The organism is Schlegelella aquatica (assembly GCF_026013905.1).
GTDB classification, from domain to species: Bacteria; Pseudomonadota; Gammaproteobacteria; order Burkholderiales; family Burkholderiaceae_C; genus Caldimonas; species Caldimonas aquatica.
This window is the reverse complement of record NZ_CP110257.1, coordinates 1455653-1470214: the sequence shown is the minus strand read 5'-3', so window position 1 is coordinate 1470214 and position 14562 is coordinate 1455653. Positions and strand designations below refer to the sequence as shown.

The window sequence follows — 14562 nt, the reverse complement described above, 5'->3', positions numbered from 1 at the left end:
CCGGGGGGCACGGTCTGGCAGGCGGCCAAGGCCGCGCAAAGCAGAACCGTCGCGGCCCGCCGAGGGACGAGCGTTCGGAAAGCGCCGACGAGCACGGGGATCATGGGCCCGGCATTCTAGGACCCACCAAATAACTGAACGCGATAACCAATCAACGAATTTGTAGTTCCAATATATATAGCGTCCTCCTACAGTGCGTCTTCACTCGTCGCCAGTCGGCGGCCTCGGGTACGAAGGGCAGGTATGGATTGGATTGCGGTGATCAGCGGGTTCGGTGTCGGTGCCATCGTCGGGATGACCGGGGTGGGCGGAGGCTCGTTGATGACGCCGCTGCTGATCTCGGTGTTCAAGCTGAACCCGGCTGTCGCCATCGGGACCGATCTGTGGTTCGCCGCCCTGACCAAGATCTCCGGCTCCGTGGCTCACCAGCGGCACGGCAACGTCGATTACCGCATCGCCGGACTGCTGCTGGCCGGCAGCATCCCGGCCACGCTGGCCATGATCGGATTGATGCACGCCACGGGCATCACCAAGGGGTGGGCCAGTGCCTTGACCTTGTCTCTGGGCATCGCGCTGCTGCTCACGGCGGTGACCGTCGCCTACAAGCAGGCGTGGCACCGCGTCGCGCTGAAGCTGCAACGCTGGCTCCCGGAGCACCGAAAGCCGGCACTCACGGTCGCCGCCGGCGCCATCCTGGGCGTGCTGGTCTCGCTCAGTTCGATCGGCGCGGGTGCGATCGGCGCGACGCTGATTCTCTTCCTCTACCCCCGCCTCGAGGCGCGTCGCCTCGTCGGCACCGACATCGCCCACGCCGTGCCGCTCACGCTGGTGGCCGGCATCGGCCACGCCTCGCTGGGCCACGTGGACTGGCCGCTCCTCGCGGCGCTGCTGATGGGCTCGGTGCCGGGGATCTGGATCGGCGCCCAGCTCACCCGCCGCATGCCCGACCGCCTGGTGCGCGGGCTGCTGTGCGTGTCGCTCGTGACGGCCGGGCTCAAGGTCATTCACTGAAACAGGCACGATGTACCGCTACACCGAATTCGACAAGCAGTTCATCAAGCTGCGGGCTGCGCAGTTCCGCGATCAGCTCGAGCGCCACTTGGCGGGCACGCTGAGCGACGATGATTTCCGTCCGCTGCGGCTGCAAAACGGGTGGTACATCCAGCGGCACGCGCCGATGGCACGCATCGCCATTCCGTATGGCGAGCTGAACTCGGCGCAACTGCGCCGCCTCGCCAGGATCGCCCGCGAGTACGACCGCGGCTACGGTCACTTCACGACGCGCCAGAACATCCAGTTCAACTGGATCCCGCTGCACCGCGCGGCCGACGTGATGGAGGAACTGGCCGAGGTGGACATGCACGGCATCCAGACCTCCGGCAACTGCATCCGCAACATCACGAGCGACGCCTTCGCGGGCATCGCGCCGGACGAGGTGGTGGACCCGCGTCCCTATTGCGAGATCCTGCGCCAGTGGTCGACGCTGCACCCGGAGTTCGCCTTCCTGCCGCGCAAGTTCAAGATCGCGGTGACGGGCGCGAAGGAAGACCGCGCAGCCCTGGCCTGGCACGACATCGGGCTGCACCTGGTGCGTAACGAGGCGGGGGACGTGGGCTTCAAGGTGCTGGTGGGCGGCGGCATGGGCCGCACGCCGATCACCGCTACCGTCGTGCGCGAGTTCCTGCCGTGGGAGCAGATCCTCGTCTACATCGAGGCGATCGTGCGCGTCTACAACCGCTATGGCCGGCGCGACAACATCTACAAGGCCCGCATCAAGATCCTCGTCAAGGCCGAGGGCCCTCGCTTCATCGACGACGTCGAGGAGGAGTTCCGGGCGATCCTCGAGCGCGATGTCGACGGCGCGGCTCACCTCCTCACGCAGGATGAGTTGGACCGCGTGGCCCAGCACTTCGACGTGCCGGCCGGGGTGCGATACGACGCGGCCAATGACTCGCTCGCCGTGGACGTGGGCGAGGTGCCCGTGGCCTTCCGCCGCTGGCTGGAGCGCAACGTGCATGCGCACCGCTTCCCCGGCTACCGGGCGGTGACGCTGTCGCTCAAGCGAGTGGGCCAGGCACCCGGGGACGTGACGGCCGAGCAGATGGAAGCCGCGGCCGATCTCGCGGAGCGGTTCAGCGCCGGCGAGATCCGCGTCACGCACGACCAGAACCTGGTGCTGCCCTGGGTGCGCGAGAGCGAGCTCTACGCCCTGTGGCAGGCCGCCAGGGCCGCGAGCTTCGCGACGCCGAACGTGGGCCTGCTGACCGACATGATCGCCTGCCCCGGCGGCGACTTCTGCGCACTGGCCAACGCCCGCTCGATCCCCATCGCCGCGGCGATCACCGAGCGCTTCCAGGACCTCGACGAGCTCTATGACATCGGCGACATCGACGTGCACATGAGCGGCTGCATGAACTCCTGCGGCCACCACCACAGCGGCCACATCGGCATCCTCGGCGTCGACAAGGACGGCTCCGAGTGGTACCAGATCACCCTCGGCGGCTCCGACGGTTCGACGCCCAGCGGCGCGGCCGTCGCCGGCAAGGTGATCGGCCCGTCGTTCGCGGCCGACGAGGTGCCCGACGTGATCGAGGCGGTGATCGAGATCTACCGCGAGCAACGCGCGGCCCACGAGCGCTTCATCGACACGGTGAAGCGCCTCGGGCTGGAGCCCTTCAAGGCGGCGGCCAACGCCGTGCGACGCACCACCGGCGGCAAGGCGATGGCCGCCTGACGAGGAGCCCCGCACATGAACTTCATCGACCCCCTACACGACGACTGGACGCCCTGGGCCGATGGCGAGCCGGGCACTCCCCTGCCCAATCGCCTGCTGACCTGGGCCCAGTGGCAGCAGGTGCGCGAGCAGTGGCCGGCGGACGTGCCGGTGGGCGTCGCCTTCCCGAACGATGCGGACATCGAGGCGCTGGAACCGGACCTGCCCCGCATTGCGCTGGTCGCCCTGCACTTCCCCAAATGGACCGACGGCCGCGCCTACAGCCAGGCGCGCCTGCTGCGCAACCGCTATCGCTTCAGCGGCCAGGTGCGGGCCACCGGCGACGTGGTCGTGGACATGGTGCCGCTCCTGCACCGCACCGGCTTCGATGCGGCCGTGCTGCGCGAAGGCCAGAGCGCCGAGGTCGCCCGGCGCTTGCTCGCGCACTTCCCGGCGTACTACCAGGGCGACGTGCACGAGCGCCAGCCGCGCTTTCGCCGCCCGGAAGGAGCTGTTGCATGAGCGCGATCGAACTCTATGCCCGTCACACCCCGGGCTTCGAAGCCCGGGTGGACCACGCCCTGGCCGTGCTGCGCGAAGCGGCCGCGCGGCATCCGGGTCGTGTGGTCCAGGCCACGAGCCTTGGCGCGGAGGACATGGTCCTCACTGACCTCATCGCCCGTCACGGCCTGCCCATCGCGCTCGGCACGCTCGAAACCGGCAAGCTGCACGACGAGACGGTCGCGCTGATCGGGCGCATCGAGGAGCGCTATGGTGTCGGCGTCGAGGTGTACCGGCCGGTCGAGGAGACGGTGGTTCACTTCGTGCGCACGCACGGCGAGAAGGCGATGTACCAGAGCATCGACCTGCGCAAGCAGTGCTGCGCGATCCGCAAGCTCGAGCCGCTGGCGCGCATGCTGAACGGCCGCAGCGCCTGGATCACCGGTTTGCGCCGCGAGCAGTCGAACACGCGCGCCGAGGTGCCCTTCAGCGAAGCGGACGACCAGGGCCGCACGAAGTACAACCCGCTCGCCGACTGGAGCTGGAACGACGTGTGGCACTACATCGCCACGCATCGAGCCCCCTACAACCCGCTGCACGACCAGTTCATGCCCAGCATCGGCTGCGCCCCCTGCACCCGCGCCATCGCCGTGGGCGAGGACTTCCGCGCCGGGCGCTGGTGGTGGGAGGACGAGAAAGCCAAGGAGTGCGGGCTGCACGTGAAGCAGGAAGAACCCGCCGTCGTATCGATCATCGGAGCCCACGCATGAACGCCCCCGTCAGCCTCGACAAGCTGTTGCCGGAGCTGGACCATCGGCACCTGGACTGGCTGGAAGAAGAAGCGATCTTCATCCTGCGCGAGACCGCCGCCGCCTTCGAGCGCCCCGCCCTGCTGTTTTCCGGCGGCAAGGACTCGTGCGTCGTGCTGCGCCTGGCCGAGAAGGCCTTCAAGACCCACGTGGGGCAAGGCCGGTACAAGGGCCGCCTGCCCTTTCCGCTGCTGCACGTCGACACCGGCCACAACTTCCCGGAGGTGATCGAGTTCCGCGACCGGCGGGTGGCCGAGATGGGCGAACGCCTGGTCGTGGCCCACTTGGAGGACTCCATCAAGCGCGGCAAGGTGCGTCTGGCGCACCCGCTCGAGTCGCGCAACGGCCACCAGACGGTCACGCTGCTGGAGGCCATCGAGGAGCACCGCTTCGACGTGCTGATCGGTGGCGCCCGGCGCGACGAGGAGAAGGCCCGCGCGAAGGAACGCATCTTCTCGCACCGCGACAGCTTCGGCCAATGGCAACCCAAGGAGCAGCGACCCGAGCTGTGGACGCTGTTCAACACCCGCATCAAGCCGGGCGAGCACATGCGGGCCTTTCCCATCAGCAACTGGACCGAGCTGGACGTGTGGCTCTACATCGCGCGCGAGAACATCCCGTTGCCGAGCCTGTACTACGCGCACGACCGCCAGGTGGTGCGGCGCAAGGGCCTGCTGGTGCCGGTGACCGAGGTCACCCCCGTGCAGCCCGGCGAGCAGGTCGAGACCGCGCAGGTGCGCTTCCGCACGGTCGGTGACATGACCTGCACCTGCCCGGTGGAAAGCACGGCCGCCACGCCGGCCGAGATCGTCGCCGAGACGCTGACCGTCACCGTCAGCGAGCGCGGCGCCACCCGCATGGACGACCGCACCTCCGACAGCTCGATGGAGCGTCGCAAGAAGGAAGGGTATTTCTGATGTCTCTGGAGCACGCCCCTCACCGCGCACTGCGCTTCTTGACGGCCGGCAGCGTCGACGACGGCAAGAGCACGTTGATCGGCCGTCTGCTCTACGACAGCCGCGCGATCCTGGCCGATCAGCTCGACGTGCTGCAAAAGAAGTCCGCCGGCGAGCAGATCGACCTGTCGCTGCTGACCGACGGCCTCGAAGCCGAGCGCGAGCAAGGCATCACGATCGATGTCGCCTACCGCTATTTCGCGACCCGCCAGCGCAAGTTCATCATCGCCGACGCCCCGGGCCACGAGCAGTACACCCGCAACATGGTGACGGCGGCGGCCGGCAGCGATGCGGCCGTCGTGTTGGTGGACATCACCAAGCTGGACACCTCCGCCCGGCCGGTCGCGCTGTTGCCGCAGACCCGCCGCCACGCGCTGCTGGCGCAGCTGCTGCGCGTGCCCAGCATCGTGTTCGCGATCAACAAGCTCGACGCGGTCGCCCAACCGCAGGCCGCCTTCGAGGCGGTGCGCGATGCGCTGCTGGACTTCACCGAGCAGGCCGCCATCCGCCCGGCGGGGATCATCCCGGTGTCGGCCCTGCGCGGGGACAACGTCACCCAGCCGCTGGAGGCGCCCTGGTACCAGGGCCCCTCGCTGCTGCAACTGCTGGAGTCGCTGCCGACCACGCAGGAGCGTCAGAGCGGCCACCTGCTGATCCCGGTGCAGTACGTGGCCCGTGAAGGCGAAGGCACCGGCAACCAGCCGCGCACGCTGTGGGGGCGCATCGCGCACGGCAGCGTCAAGGCGGGCGATTCGGTGCAGATCTTCCCGAGCGGGGAACTCGCCACCGTGGCCGAGGTGCGGCGTGCCGGCGAGGTCGTCGACGGCTGCTCGGCCGGCGAATCGGCCGGTCTGGTGCTGGACCGTCAGCTCGACGTTTCGCGCGGGGACTGGATCGCCACGCCCGGCTCCATCCGCGCCGCTCAGCGCTTTGCGGCCACGCTCGCCTGGCTCGACACCGAGCCGGCCGTCGTCGGGCGCAAGTACTGGGTGCGCCACGGCAACCGCTGGGTGCAAGCCCGCATCTCGGCGATCGACAGCCGCCTGGACATCCACACGCTGCAAGCCACCGACGCACAGGAGCTGGCCGTCAACGACATCGGCCATGTGATCGTCGAGACACAGCAGCCGCTGCCGGTGGAGCCCTATGAAGACAACCGCGTCGGCGGCGCACTGATCATCGTCGACCCCGCGAGCAACCGCACGAGTGGCGCGCTGCTCGTCAAGGCGGCGCAGTAGGACTGCGCGGGGAGCGAGGAACGAGCGATGGGAACGGTCGCATTCATCGGCGCGGGCCCCGGGGCGGCCGACCTCATCACGCTGCGCGGCGCGCGCTTGCTGGCGCAGGCCGACGTCGTGCTGCACGACGCGCTCACCGACCCGGCATTGCGCGATCTGGCGCCCCAAGCGCGGTGGATCGACGTCGGCAAACGAGGCTTTGCCGACAGCACGGGCCAGGACGCCATCAATGCGCTCCTGGTCCGCCATGCCGCACGCTCGTCGCTGGTCGTGCGCTTGAAGGGCGGCGACCCGAGCGTGTTCGGGCGGCTGGAAGAAGAACTGGAAGCGCTCGCGCGGGCGGGGTTCGAGGCCATCGTGGTGCCGGGCGTCACGGCGGCCCTGGCCGCGGCCGCCGACACCCGGCTGCCGCTGACGCGCCGCGGCAGCGGCCGCAGCGTGAGCCTCACCACCGCGATGACGCGCACCGGCGACTTGCGAGCCAGCCGCACCGCCGACACCGAGGTCTTCTACATGGCGGGCAAGCAGTTGGGCGCCTTGGCGCGCCGCCTGCAAGAGGCCGGCTGGCCGGCCGACACCCCCACGAGCGTCGTCTCGCGCGCCGGTTGGCCGGATCAACTCCACAGCCGCCACACCGTCGCCGACCTCGCACGCGCCAGCGTGCTGCACGCCGGGCGGCCCACCGTGGTGGTAGTGGGGGCGGGGGCCGCACCCCTGGGGGTCGCCCCTGCCCGGCCCGGCATCGAGCTTGCGCAGGGTCAAGTGCCGGGGAAAACCCTGGCGTCTTAAAATCGCATGTTTGCTGCTCCAATTCGCGGCTGAGGGCCGCGGGTCGCGGCGCTCAGCCGGCCGCGCGGTCGCGCCGGGCGCGGCTCGCGCCCTCGGGGCGGGAGATCAAGCGCCGCGCACACGGACATCCCGATTCACCAACCACATACGCGAGACCTGTATGACCCACGTAGTGACCGAGGCCTGCATCCGCTGCAAGTACACCGACTGTGTGGACGTATGCCCGGTGGACTGCTTCCGGGAGGGGCCCAACTTCCTGGCCATCGACCCGGACGAGTGCATCGACTGCGCGGTGTGCATTCCCGAGTGCCCGGTCAATGCCATCCTGCCCGAGGAGGACGTGCCGGCCGACCAGCAGCACTTCATCCAGCTCAACGCAGAGCTGGCGAAGAAGTGGCCGAGCATCACCAAGCGCAAGGCCCCGCTGCCCGATGCCGACGAGTGGAAGGACAAGAAGGACAAGCTCTCCGAGCTGATCCGCTGAGCATCGCAGCCCGCCCTCGTCCATGACCCGCCCGGCCGCCCCCGAATCCGCCCTTGCTGCGATCGAGACGGACGCATTGATCGTCGGTGCAGGCCCCGTGGGTCTGTTCCAGGTCTTCGAGCTGGGGCTGCTCGACATCGAGGCCCACGTGGTCGATGCGCTGACCGAGCCGGGCGGTCAGTGCATCGAGCTCTACCCCGACAAGCCGATCTACGACATTCCCGGCGTGCCGATGTGCACGGGGCGCGAGCTGACCGAGCGGCTGTTGGAGCAGATCCGGCCGTTCGCGCCCACCTTCCACCTGGGTCAAGAAGTGACCGCGCTCGCCCGCCGCGAAGACGGGCGATTCGACATCGGCACCTCGCTGGGGACGCGGTTCGTTGCCAAGACCGTCTTCATCGCGGCCGGCGTCGGCGCCTTCCAGCCGCGCAAGCTGCATCTGCAAGGGGCCGACACGCTGGAGGATCGGCAGATCTTCTACCGGGTGCGCCGCCCGCAGGACTTTGCCGGCAAGCACCTCGTCATCGCCGGCGGCGGCGATTCCGCCCTCGACTGGGCCATCCACTTCGCCCAGGAAGGCGCTCATCGTGCCGCCAGCGTCGTGCTGGTGCATCGGCGCGACGGCTTCCGGGCCGCACCGGCGTCCGTCGCCCGCATGCGCGAGCTGTGCGATGCCATGCAGATGCAGTTCCTCGTGGGCCAGATCAGCGGGCTGGAAACGGCGGGCGAGCGCATGGCGGGTGTCAAGGTCACCTCCCCGGACGGCTTGACGAGGGTGGTGCCGGCAGAGGCCTTGCTCGTCTTCTACGGCCTGAGCCCCAAGCTGGGCCCGATCGCGCAATGGGGGCTCGCGATCGAGCGCAAGCAGCTGGTCGTCGACACCGAGAAGTTCGAGACCAGCGAGCCGGGCGTCTTTGCCGTGGGCGACATCAACACCTACCCGGGCAAGAAGAAGCTCATCCTCTGCGGCTTTCACGAGGCCGCGCTCGCCGCTTTCGGCGCGGCCCGCTACGTGTTCCCGGACAAGCCGGTCCATCTGCAATACACGACCACGAGCCCCAAGCTCCACAAGGCGCTGGGCGTCGAGCCGCCCTCCTTCGACGACGAGTGAGCCGGCGCGCGCGGCGCCGGCCAGCCTTTGCGGCCACCGCAAACGCAGCAGGACGCACCGCAACGGTCTCGTTGGGGCGATAATCCACATTCTGAACGCGGCCCCGCCCAGGCGACGCCGCGTTCATTCGCTAGGGGTGTTGGAGCGTGGCCGCTCCGACTGAGAGAGTCCCTTCGAACCTGATTGAGGTAATCCTCGCGCAGGGAAGCGACCGAAAGCGGCGTGCATCCACGCCCTCTCGAAAGCCGCCACCTGCGCCACCTAGGACTGCAGATGGCGCACATCCACCCTTCTTCCTCCCGTCGTTCGCATTTCGTTCGGCGTCGCTCCCCCATCGCGGCTGCGTGCCTGCTGTGGTGCGGCTGGGCGGCCGCGCAGACGGACCAGACGGCCCTGCCCGCGATCACCGTCAAAGGCCAGGAGCGGCCACCCGCCAGCGTCACCGGCTTCGGGCAAGAGCCGCTGGCGCGGACCCCGCTCCAGGCGCAGGCATGGACGCTGGACGATCTCAAGGACCGCGGCGCCACCCGCCTGGCCGACGTGGTGGGCCTGGACGCCAGCATCAGCGACGCCTACAACTCCCAGGGCTACTGGGACTTCCTCACCGTGCGCGGCTTCGTGCTCGACAACCGGTTCAACTACCGGCGCGACGGCCTGCCCATCAACGCGGAAACCTCCATCCCGCTGGACAACAAGTCGGCCATCGAGATCCTGAAGGGCACGAGTGGCATCCAGGCCGGCACGAGCGCGCCGGGCGGCCTCGTGAACCATGTGGTCAAGCGCCCTGAGGGACGGACGCGCACCGTGGAGTTGGGCTGGCGCAGCAAGGCCACGGTCGGCGTCGCGGTGGACGTCGGGGATCGCTTCGGCACCGACGACCGCTTCGGGCTGCGCGTCAATGCCGCCTACGAGCACCTCGACGCGCCGCTGCGCAGCGATACCGGCCACCGCCGGCTGCTGGCGGTGGCGGGCGACTGGCGCATCGCCCCGGGCACCCTGCTGGAAGCCGAGATCGAGTCGAGCCGTCGCAGTCAACCCAGCCAGCCGGGCTTCAGCCTGCTCGGCGACCGCCTGCCCGAGCCGGTAAACCCGCGCATCAACCTCAACAACCAGAGCTGGACCCAGCCGGTGGTGATGGACGCCCTCACCGCCTCTGTGCGGCTGCGCCAAGAGCTGTCGGCCGACTGGAGCGTGACGGCGCACTATGGGACGCAGCGCCTGGACACGGACGACCGCCTGGCCTACCCCTTCGGATGCAGCGCGGTCAACCAGTATGACCGCTACTGCGCCGACGGCAGCTTCGACTACTACGAGTACGTCAGCGACAACGAACGGCGCCGCACGCAGGCGTTCGACCTTCATGCGGACGGGCAGGTGCTGTGGGGCGGCATGCGTCACCGCCTGACGGCCGGGGTACTGCTCACGCGCTACAAGGCCCGCTTCCAGGACGGGCTCAACACCTGGGCCGGCGTCGGCACCGTCGATGGAAACACCCAGGTTCCCCAGCCGTCCACGCCCTTCTTCGATGCCAACACGAACCGCACCGAGCGCAGCGTCGAGTACTACGTGCGCGACGCGGCGCAGCTGGCGCCGGGGTGGCAGCTGTGGGCGGGCCTGCGGCACACACGGCTGGCCCGCGAGAGCGTGCGCACGAGCGGAGATCCGCGCGCCACCGACTACACCCAGTCGTTCACGACGCCGTGGCTGGCGCTGGGGCATGAGGTGGCGCCCGGGCGGCTCCTTTACGCCAGCTGGGGGGAAGGGGCCGAGTCCGACGTCGTGCCGAACCGGGCTCGCTACACCAACCGCGGGCAGGCGCTCGGGCCCCTCAAGAGCCGTCAGTGGGAGCTGGGCTACAAGTCGCACGCCTTCGAAGGGCTGACGTGGGACGTGGCCTACTTCGACATCCGCCGCCCGGCCACCTCGGATGTGGGCACCGTCTGCGACGACGACACTCCCGGCGACAGCTGCACCCGCCGCTTCGACGGCCACGCACGCCATCGAGGGGTGGAGCTCGGCGCCCAACTGCGACAGGGGCCCTGGACCTGGGGCGCGAGCGCGATGTGGCTGCATGCACGCCGCGAAGACAGCGCCGACCCGTCGCTCGATGGCAAGCGACCGGTCAACGTGCCGCGTCACGCCTTCAAAGCGACGGCCGACTACCGCGTGCCGAGCGTCGAAGGGCTGCGAATCGGCGCGACCCTGGTGCACGAGGGCGATCGCATGGTGCTGCCCGACAACAGCGTGCGCATTCCCTCCTGGACCCGCTACGACCTCGGTCTGACCTGGCAGCAGCGCAGGAGCGGCACGGTGCTCACCTGGCGCGCCGGCGTGGAGAACCTGACCGACAAACGCGCCTGGCGCGAGTCGCCGTATCAGTTCGGCCATGTGTACCTCTACCCGCTCGCGCCGCGCACCTTCCGCGTCGCGCTGCAAGCAGACTTGTAAAGCCGCAAAAACTCGTTCTATAATGCGAGGCTCTGTTCCCCGATAGCTCAGTCGGTAGAGCGACGGACTGTTAATCCGCAGGTCCCTGGTTCGAGCCCAGGTCGGGGAGCCAAAAACAGCAAAAGCCCCAGCGTTGGAAGCAGCCGACGCTGGGGCCTTTTCCTTTGCGCTGGGTGCCTCTTCTGGTGCCACCTCCTCCCGTTTCACCTCCCGCTTCCCCTCCCCGCTACGCCGCGCTGCATTCAGCCTTCGGCTTTGCTTCGTTGGTGCCACCCTCGCTGCCAGTGTCCGGTGGCTTCTCGCCGCTCTCTCCTTTCGACTTCCTTCCGGATGCGCGGCTTGCGAATCCGTTCAGGCCGCGAGTCGGTGTTCGTAGTACGGGCGGTCGCGGTCGTCGAGGATCGCATAGAGCGCTTGCAGGTTCGAAGGGTCGGGGTTGAGCCACGCGTCCAGGTGCTCCGGCTTGATCGGCACGAGACATCGGTCGTGCCCGGCGGCAGCCACCTCGGCCGGGGGGTCGTCGGTGATCGCCGCGAAGGAATACAAGACCTCGCCCTCGCCTTCCCAGCGCGACCAGAGGCAGGCGACCAGCAGGTCGTGCTCGGGTCGAGGCTTGAACTCGACCACCGCTTTCTCACCCGCACGTTGGACGTTCTCGTAGAACGACGAGATCAAGATGACGCCGTGGTTGCGGCCGAAGAGATCGCGCCAGAACGAACCTTCCAGGTTGTCCCTGCGGGCGTTGTAGGTGCCGGGGAAGCGTTCGTCGTAGTGGGCCGGCTTGCCGGGCGGGCGGCACTGGTAGCGCATCAGGCGCACCACGCGGCGCCCGTGCTCCGAGACCATCACCGGCGCATAGTGGCCGGGGAAGATGCGTGAATCCTTGGCCTGCGGCTCGGTGCGTTGCAGGTCCTCGAGCCAGCCCCGCAACTGGGCGATCTTGTTGGCCGCGATCCGGGCCTCGTCCTGGGCCTTCTTGGTCGGCTTGGCGGCCAGGGCCGCCTCGGCCCTGGCCAGCCGCTGCTTCTGCCGCGCGAGCTCCTGCTGCCACTGCCACGCCTGTTCGGCATCGGTCTCGTCGATCAATGCCTTGATCCGGCGCTCCTCGTCCGTCTGCGGCGCCGAGAACGACAGATCCACGCCCCTGGGGATCTTCAGCTTCGCTCCCTGGCGCCGCCTCCAATACAAGTCGTAGTACTCGTGGAGGTCGATGTCGGCCCCATATGCGCGCACGTAGCGTTGGTACTCCGCTTTGATCTGGGCGCTGTAGCACATGAGCCCAATGTAGCGCCGAGCCGCATACGCCGGGAAGCGAAGGGCGAGGTGCGCGGCCCGCGAAGCTCTCCGCTCGTGCCATGCCCTACCCCCGCGCCGGTATCGCGCCCCGGCACGCCAGATGCTCGCCTTCGTCGCAGCACCGCGCACTCGAAAGGAGACCCTCCCATGACGCCCAAGCTCACACTGATCGCCGTCTTCGAGCGGGCCGAGGACGCCCGCGCAGCGCGAGCAGCGCTGGCCGGCTCGGGACTGGGGGCACAGACGCTGGAGCCCGAGGGCGAGGCCTCGGATTTCAAGAGCGACGGCTCGATCCGGGACACCGTCCAGGACATGTTCCTCTCGCTCACTGGAGAGGAAGGCGCACAAAGCGAGATGGAGGCCCTCTATCGTGCGGCGATCGAGCGGGGCAACCGGTTGCTCGCGGTGACGCTGGAAGACGAGACGGCGAAGGGCCGCGTCGAGGAGTTGCTGCGACGGCACGGCGCGAGCGACGTGCTGGCACGCTCGGGCCTTGCGCTCGATTCCCGGGCGCACAGGCCGTCCGCCCGCACTCGCCCGCCGCACAGTCCGTGAAGCCCGCTCGTCCACCTGGAGCATGAGACCATGACCCCGTCCTCGCCCTCACCCGATCCCTCACCTTCCGATCCGCGCCCTTCTCCGGGCGACGAGGCGCCGCCGGGCAGCCCCGGTACCGGCGAGTCGGTGTGCCCCGACTGCGGCGGCAGTGGCCGGCTCGACGGCCGGCCCTGCACCACCTGCAACGGCACAGGACGCGTCACGCGCGGCATCGGGGGCGGCTGACGAGGCGTTGCACCCGCCGCTCGACGACAGATGCCGCGCTGCGAGGGCGCAGCCCGGTCTGCCGGCGCGGGTTGGGCAGGGCGTCAAGCGCCGCGCGGCGGCGCCCGTCCTTGGGCGCCAGGCAGGATCGGCGCGGGCATGAGTGTGCCCGCCTTGCGATAGAACTCGAATCGGTGCGCGTTGTCGCCGCCGCTGAGCACCACGGCGCGGCCCAGGGGCGCAAACACCACCTTCTCGTACCCGCTCAAGGCGCGCAGTTCCCCGAACGGAAACGGCCGACGCGAGGGCACGTCGTTCCATCCGACGACCAGTTCTCCGTCATCGCGCAGTACAGCGTGGATCGCGTGGAGCGCCTGCTCCGCGTCCTCGCGCCGATCGAGGCCCCAGCCGAAGACGCCATTGAGCACGACGAGGTCCACGCAGCGCGCGGGCAGGTGCCGGTCCACCTCGGTGACCGATGCGACGAGGTGCCCGCCAGGGGACCCATGCCGCGCCTGCCGGGGATCGATGTCGAGCGTGAGGAAGCGGGCCGCCGGGAAGTACTGCGGGTAGTGCGCCGTGTACCAATGCGTGCCGACGAAAAGAACACAGCGCACGTCCTCGCGTGCGCCGTAGTGAGGGAGGATGACGTCTTCGAGCAGGCGCCTGTCCGGGGTGTCGATGCGCACCTGCTGCCCGAGGGCGCGCCGCACGGTCTGCAGCGCCACTCGTCGCATCCATGCCCATCGCGCCACCGCTCGTCCTTTCCTGAGAAGTGCGGACTCCACGGCGCGCACCCTACGGCAGGCGGCCGCGCGCCGCAAGTCCGGCCCCGCACGGCGGCGCCCGGAAAGAGCACTCAGCCCTTTTGCCGCGCCTTCAGGAAGCTGGCGATGCCGTTGCGCACTTCCTCCTTGGCGGCCTCGGGGCCTTCCCAGCCCTTGACCTTGACCCACTTGCCGGGCTCCAGGTCCTTGTAATGCTCGAAGAAGTGCTGGATCTGCTGGAGGCGCAGCTGGTTCATGTCTTCGGGCTTCTGCCAATGCGTGTAGATCGGCAGGATCTTGTCGATCGGCACGGCCAGCAGCTTGCTGTCGCCGCCTGCCTCGTCTTCCATCTTGAGAATGCCGATGGGCCGGCACGTCACCACCACGCCGGGGATGAGCGGGAACGGCGTGATCACGAGCACGTCCACCGGATCGCCGTCGTCGGCGATCGTCTGGGGGATGTAGCCGTAGTTGCACGGGTAGTGCATGGCAGTGCCCATGAAGCGGTCGACGAACAGCGCGCCCGTTTCCTCGTCCACCTCGTACTTGATCGGATCCGCATTCATCGGGATCTCGATGATCACGTTGAACTGCTCGGGCGCCTTGGCGCCGGGAGTGACGTTGTGCAGGCTCATGATGTGTTGATGGCAATGCGAGGGAAAACCCGCAGTGTACCGGCTGGCCTTGC

At 68.8% G+C, this 14562-nt stretch carries 14 protein-coding genes, 1 tRNA gene and 1 riboswitch; of the genes, 12 read left to right on the top strand and 3 right to left on the bottom strand.

The features are described 5' to 3' along the window. The first annotated feature begins 243 nt into the window (after positions 1 to 243). From OMP39_RS06575 to OMP39_RS06525, 11 genes are all read left to right on the top strand, one after another. Entirely contained in the window at positions 244 to 1011 is a 768-nt protein-coding gene (locus OMP39_RS06575) for a sulfite exporter TauE/SafE family protein (RefSeq protein ID WP_264894136.1), read from the top strand. Positions 1012 to 1021: 10 nt separating this feature from the next. Further along, positions 1022 to 2734, top strand: a complete 1713-nt coding sequence (locus tag OMP39_RS06570; protein WP_264894135.1) for a nitrite/sulfite reductase — start codon at positions 1022 to 1024, stop codon at positions 2732 to 2734. A 15-nt stretch (positions 2735 to 2749) separates the two neighbouring features. Then, entirely contained in the window at positions 2750 to 3235 is a 486-nt protein-coding gene (locus OMP39_RS06565) for a DUF934 domain-containing protein (protein ID WP_264894133.1), read from the top strand. Further along, positions 3232 to 3984 carry a phosphoadenylyl-sulfate reductase gene (locus tag OMP39_RS06560; RefSeq protein ID WP_264894131.1) on the top strand — a complete coding sequence of 251 codons (753 nt, stop codon included), beginning with the start codon at positions 3232 to 3234 and terminating at the stop codon, positions 3982 to 3984. Before OMP39_RS06565 ends, OMP39_RS06560 begins: the two co-directional genes overlap by 4 nt. Further along, entirely contained in the window at positions 3981 to 4940 is a 960-nt protein-coding gene (cysD, locus tag OMP39_RS06555) for a sulfate adenylyltransferase subunit CysD (RefSeq protein ID WP_264894130.1), read from the top strand. Before OMP39_RS06560 ends, cysD begins: the two co-directional genes overlap by 4 nt. Further along, positions 4940 to 6217, top strand: a complete 1278-nt coding sequence (locus tag OMP39_RS06550) for a sulfate adenylyltransferase subunit 1 (RefSeq protein WP_264894128.1) — start codon at positions 4940 to 4942, stop codon at positions 6215 to 6217. The genes cysD and OMP39_RS06550 overlap by 1 nt, the downstream gene beginning before the upstream one ends. A 27-nt stretch (positions 6218 to 6244) precedes the next feature. Further along, entirely contained in the window at positions 6245 to 7006 is a 762-nt protein-coding gene (gene cobA / locus OMP39_RS06545) for a uroporphyrinogen-III C-methyltransferase (RefSeq protein ID WP_264894127.1), read from the top strand. Positions 7007 to 7166: 160 nt separating this feature from the next. Beyond that, entirely contained in the window at positions 7167 to 7490 is a 324-nt protein-coding gene (fdxA, locus tag OMP39_RS06540; RefSeq protein WP_264894125.1) for a ferredoxin FdxA, read from the top strand. Positions 7491 to 7512: 22 nt separating this feature from the next. Continuing rightward, the gene (locus tag OMP39_RS06535) at positions 7513 to 8601 is read left to right on the top strand and encodes an NAD(P)/FAD-dependent oxidoreductase (protein ID WP_264894123.1); all 1089 of its coding nucleotides are present in this window, start codon (positions 7513 to 7515) and stop codon (positions 8599 to 8601) included. 122 nt (positions 8602 to 8723) lie between these two features. Continuing rightward, positions 8724 to 8824: riboswitch (TPP riboswitch) on the top strand. Beyond that, complete coding sequence (locus tag OMP39_RS06530) at positions 8824 to 11049, top strand: TonB-dependent siderophore receptor (protein ID WP_264894122.1); 2226 nt, start codon at positions 8824 to 8826, stop codon at positions 11047 to 11049. (Overlaps the previous riboswitch by 1 nt.) Positions 11050 to 11085: 36 nt before the next feature. Continuing rightward, positions 11086 to 11161 (top strand) — tRNA-Asn (locus tag OMP39_RS06525). Positions 11162 to 11400: 239 nt separating this feature from the next. Here OMP39_RS06525 and OMP39_RS06520 read toward each other — a convergent pair. Further along, the gene (locus OMP39_RS06520; RefSeq protein ID WP_264894121.1) at positions 11401 to 12324 is read right to left on the bottom strand and encodes an SOS response-associated peptidase; all 924 of its coding nucleotides are present in this window, start codon (positions 12322 to 12324) and stop codon (positions 11401 to 11403) included. Positions 12325 to 12492: 168 nt separating this feature from the next. Between OMP39_RS06520 and OMP39_RS06515 the strand changes: the two genes are divergently transcribed. Further along, positions 12493 to 12900, top strand: a complete 408-nt coding sequence (locus OMP39_RS06515) for a hypothetical protein (RefSeq protein WP_264894119.1) — start codon at positions 12493 to 12495, stop codon at positions 12898 to 12900. Positions 12901 to 13211: 311 nt separating this feature from the next. Here OMP39_RS06515 and OMP39_RS06510 read toward each other — a convergent pair whose 3' ends face one another. After that, positions 13212 to 13835 carry a methyltransferase domain-containing protein gene (locus OMP39_RS06510; RefSeq protein WP_264894116.1) on the bottom strand — a complete coding sequence of 208 codons (624 nt, stop codon included), beginning with the start codon at positions 13833 to 13835 and terminating at the stop codon, positions 13212 to 13214. A gap of 131 nt (positions 13836 to 13966) precedes the next feature. Beyond that, the gene (ppa, locus tag OMP39_RS06505) at positions 13967 to 14509 is read right to left on the bottom strand and encodes an inorganic diphosphatase (protein WP_264894115.1); all 543 of its coding nucleotides are present in this window, start codon (positions 14507 to 14509) and stop codon (positions 13967 to 13969) included. Between the last annotated feature and the right edge of the window lie 53 nt (positions 14510 to 14562).

Bases quoted from the DNA above. Each gene is read 5' to 3' on its own strand.
- OMP39_RS06535 (WP_264894123.1), top strand. From the start codon at position 7,513: ATGACCCGCCCGGCCGCCCCCGAATCCGCCCTTGCTGCGATCGAGACG.
- OMP39_RS06520 (WP_264894121.1), bottom strand. From the start codon at position 12,324: ATGTGCTACAGCGCCCAGATCAAAGCGGAGTACCAACGCTACGTGCGC.
- fdxA (WP_264894125.1), top strand. From the start codon at position 7,167: ATGACCCACGTAGTGACCGAGGCCTGCATCCGCTGCAAGTACACCGAC.
- cysD (WP_264894130.1), top strand. From the start codon at position 3,981: ATGAACGCCCCCGTCAGCCTCGACAAGCTGTTGCCGGAGCTGGACCAT.
- OMP39_RS06575 (WP_264894136.1), top strand. From the start codon at position 244: ATGGATTGGATTGCGGTGATCAGCGGGTTCGGTGTCGGTGCCATCGTC.
- OMP39_RS06565 (WP_264894133.1), top strand. From the start codon at position 2,750: ATGAACTTCATCGACCCCCTACACGACGACTGGACGCCCTGGGCCGAT.
- OMP39_RS06550 (WP_264894128.1), top strand. From the start codon at position 4,940: ATGTCTCTGGAGCACGCCCCTCACCGCGCACTGCGCTTCTTGACGGCC.
- OMP39_RS06570 (WP_264894135.1), top strand. From the start codon at position 1,022: ATGTACCGCTACACCGAATTCGACAAGCAGTTCATCAAGCTGCGGGCT.
- ppa (WP_264894115.1), bottom strand. From the start codon at position 14,509: ATGAGCCTGCACAACGTCACTCCCGGCGCCAAGGCGCCCGAGCAGTTC.
- cobA (WP_264894127.1), top strand. From the start codon at position 6,245: ATGGGAACGGTCGCATTCATCGGCGCGGGCCCCGGGGCGGCCGACCTC.
- OMP39_RS06515 (WP_264894119.1), top strand. From the start codon at position 12,493: ATGACGCCCAAGCTCACACTGATCGCCGTCTTCGAGCGGGCCGAGGAC.
- OMP39_RS06560 (WP_264894131.1), top strand. From the start codon at position 3,232: ATGAGCGCGATCGAACTCTATGCCCGTCACACCCCGGGCTTCGAAGCC.